The following is a 3,186-nucleotide window of genomic DNA, read 5'->3' as shown; positions in this document are numbered from 1 at the left end:
GCCTGGCGAACTTCCGGCAAGTTGACAAGGCGGCGCATCTGAATGGCTAACTTTGATTTAAACGGCAAAACGCCGGATACCCACAAACGCTGCCGTTAAACAAAGTCGCATGACATCCCCAAAATGTGTTTGAAATCAATCCTGTAGAGCTGCATACTGTATGCATGAACAGGTTTAACAGATCCGACAAACCCGACTGGGTCCCTCCCAGGTCCGCCAGGCTGCTGGATCAGGTGCGCGAACGGGTTCGCTACCTGCATTACAGCCTACAGACCGAGAAGGTTTACGTCTACTGGGCCAAGGCGTTTGTGTTGTGGGCCGCCCGCAGTGGTGGCGGTTTTCGTCACCCGCGCGAAATGGGGCAGGCCGATGTGGAGGGCTTTTTGACCATGCTGGCGACCGAGAAACAGGTGTCACCGTCCACACACCGGCAGGCCCTGAATGCGCTGCTGTTTCTCTACCGGCAGGTGCTGGGCATGGAGTTGCCCTGGCTGCAGCATATCGGCCACCCGCCGGAGCGCAAACGCATTCCGGTGGTGCTGACTGGGCAGGAAGTGCAGTATGTGCTGGGCCTGAAGACGGGGATCGAGGCGATGATGGCGGCACTGCTGTATGGAAGCGGGTTGCGCCTGCGCGAGGCGCTGGGCCTGCGTGTGAAAGACGTGGATTTTGACCGCCATGCCGTTGTGGTGCGCAGCGGCAAGGGCGACAAAGACAGGGTGGTGATGCTGCCCAAGTCACTGGTCCCACGGTTGCAGGCGCAACTGGCCCATGCGCGGGCCGTCTGGGAGCAAGACCGGGCCAGCGGACGAAGCGGTGTGTTCCTGCCTCACGCGCTGGAGCGCAAGTACCCACGGGCGGGCGAGAGCTGGGCGTGGTTCTGGGTGTTCCCGTCGCACAAGTTGTCGGTGGACCCGCAGACCGGCGTGGAACGGCGCCACCACCTCTACGAAGATCGGCTGAACCGGGCGTTGAAACAGGCTGTGATGCGGGCGGGCATCGCCAAGCATGTCTCTGTTCACACGCTGCGCCACTCTTTTGCCACGCACCTGCTTCAGGCGGGCACCGACATCCGCACGGTGCAGGAACTGCTGGGGCATTCGGATGTGTCCACCACCATGATCTACACGCATGTGCTCAAGGTGGCGGCCGGCGGCACGGCCAGCCCGCTGGATGCGCTGGCGCTGTCCGCCTGACGGCCCGTCTCAGTCCCGGTACGCCGCCAGGGCTTTGGCCAGGTCCTGGTATTCCTCGCAGGTGGTGTTGCCGCACAGGCGCTGCAGTTTTTGCAGGTGTTCGCGGGCCTTGGCTGGCTGTTTGCGCATGAGGTAGGCCTCGCCGATGTATTCGTGCGCGCCTTTGTGCCCGGGGTCGATGTCCAGCGCCTGGCGGTAGTGGTCAAAGGCCTTGTCCAGGTCGGGCGGGGTTTTCTTGCGGTGGACGTAGCCCAGCAGGTTGTGCAGGTCGGCGTTGCGGGCCAGCCGGGCCTGCTGGGCCTGCAGCAGGCCCAGCGCTTGGTCCCATTGCTGGGCGCCGATGGCGTCGCGCGCGGGGCGCAGGGGGTCGGCCACGGGGGCGGCCTGGGGTTCGGGCATGTTGGAGGGCGTGTCCGCGGCCTGGGCGGGCAGCACGCAGAGGGCCGCCACGAGGCAGGCGGTGGTGGTGAACGGGGCTTTGGGCATGGCGGCTTTCGGTGGCGTCGGGGCTGGTGGTGCGTTGCATTGTGTTGGCTCCAACGCACCCGCGTGTGACGACCTTGCACCGCACGGGATAATCTCCGTTCCCCCCTGAACCCCACACCGGATGCGCCCATGAGCTTTGCCCCTCTGCAGAACGACACCTTTTTGCGCGCCTGCCTGCGCCAGTCCACCGACCACACGCCGGTGTGGCTGATGCGCCAGGCCGGGCGGTATTTGCCCGAGTACTGCGCCACGCGCGCCCAGGCGGGTTCGTTCATGGGGCTGGCCACGAATGTGGACTACGCGACCGAGGTGACGCTGCAGCCGCTGGAGCGTTACGCGCTGGACGCGGCCATTCTGTTCAGCGACATCCTGACCGTGCCGGACGCGATGGGCCTGGGCCTGACGTTCGCGCAGGGCGAGGGCCCGAAGTTCGCGCGCAACATCCGCACCGAAGCCGACGTGGACACGCTGGCCGTGCCCGACATGGACAAGCTGCGTTACGTGTTCGACGCGGTGACCAGCATCCGAAAGGCGCTGAACGGCTGGGTGCCGCTGATCGGCTTTTCGGGCAGCCCCTGGACGCTGGCCTGCTACATGGTCGAAGGCGGCGGCAGCGACGACTACCGCGCGGTCAAGAGCCTGATGTACAGCCGCCCGGACCTGATGCACCGCATCCTGGCGATCAACGCGGACTCGGTGGCCACGTATCTGAACGCGCAGATCGACGCCGGCGCGCAGGCGGTGATGGTGTTCGACAGCTGGGGCGGTGTGCTGGCCGACGGCAAGTTCCAGGACTTTTCGCTGGCCTACACCAAGCGCGTGCTGGCGCAGCTCAAGCGCACCGACGCCACTGGCACGGTGATTCCGCGCATCGTCTTCACCAAGGGTGGCGGCCTGTGGCTGGACGACATGAAAGGCCTGGACTGCGAGGCCCTGGGCCTGGACTGGACGGTGAACCTGGCCAAGGCGCGTGCCGCGGTGGGCGATTCAAAAGCCCTGCAGGGCAACATCGACCCGAACGTGCTGTTCGCGCCGCCCGAGGCGATCGACCGCGAAGTGGCGGCCGTGATCGACAGTTTTGGCAAGCCGCACCAGGGCGCGGGCACCGGGCCCACGCACATCTTCAACCTGGGCCACGGCATCAGCCAGTACACCCCGCCCGAGAGCGTGAAGGTGCTGGTGGACGCGGTGCACGCGCATTCCAGGCGCATCCGCGCCCAGGGCTGAAACCCACGCCCGGCGCGGCCTGCGGCTGTGCCGGGGGGCGGGTTTCGTGTAGGCCGAAAGACCCCAGCGGCGGGCGCATAGCACAAAATCTGGCGAAAACAACACTTGACACGCTTCACTTATGCACATTTTTCGTGCTGCGGCGCGACAAGCACGAACAGCCGGGTTCGCCAGCCGCCGCATCTGGCACAACGTCCATAAGTGGTTGATTTGATTGGCTTTTGATTTCTGCTTTTTTTCTAGGCAATTTAAGAAAGGCCTTGATTTACAAGGCTTC

At 64.7% G+C, this 3,186-nt stretch carries 3 protein-coding genes; 2 read left to right on the top strand and 1 reads right to left on the bottom strand.

Translation table 11 applies throughout. The annotated features are described in order from the left end of the window. The first annotated feature begins 125 nt into the window (after window positions 1-125). Window positions 126-1,196 (top strand): integron integrase, encoded by a 1,071-nt coding sequence (locus ACR2JA_RS16285; RefSeq protein WP_434010122.1) that lies wholly within the window; start codon window positions 126-128, stop codon window positions 1,194-1,196. 9 nt (window positions 1,197-1,205) lie between these two features. Here ACR2JA_RS16285 and ACR2JA_RS16280 read toward each other — a convergent pair whose 3' ends face one another. Then, the gene (locus ACR2JA_RS16280; RefSeq protein WP_434010121.1) at window positions 1,206-1,682 is read right to left on the bottom strand and encodes a tetratricopeptide repeat protein; all 477 of its coding nucleotides are present in this window, start codon (window positions 1,680-1,682) and stop codon (window positions 1,206-1,208) included. Between the two features lie 129 nt (window positions 1,683-1,811). On the opposite strand from ACR2JA_RS16280, the gene hemE reads away from it, so the two are divergent. Next, window positions 1,812-2,909 carry a uroporphyrinogen decarboxylase gene (gene hemE, locus ACR2JA_RS16275; RefSeq protein ID WP_434010120.1) on the top strand — a complete coding sequence of 366 codons (1,098 nt, stop codon included), beginning with the start codon at window positions 1,812-1,814 and terminating at the stop codon, window positions 2,907-2,909. The last annotated feature ends 277 nt before the right edge of the window (window positions 2,910-3,186 follow it).

It is taken from the genome of Hydrogenophaga sp. (genome assembly GCF_051007235.1).
GTDB lineage: Bacteria > Pseudomonadota > Gammaproteobacteria > Burkholderiales > Burkholderiaceae_C > Hydrogenophaga.
This window is presented reverse-complemented; position numbering and strand designations above follow the sequence as displayed.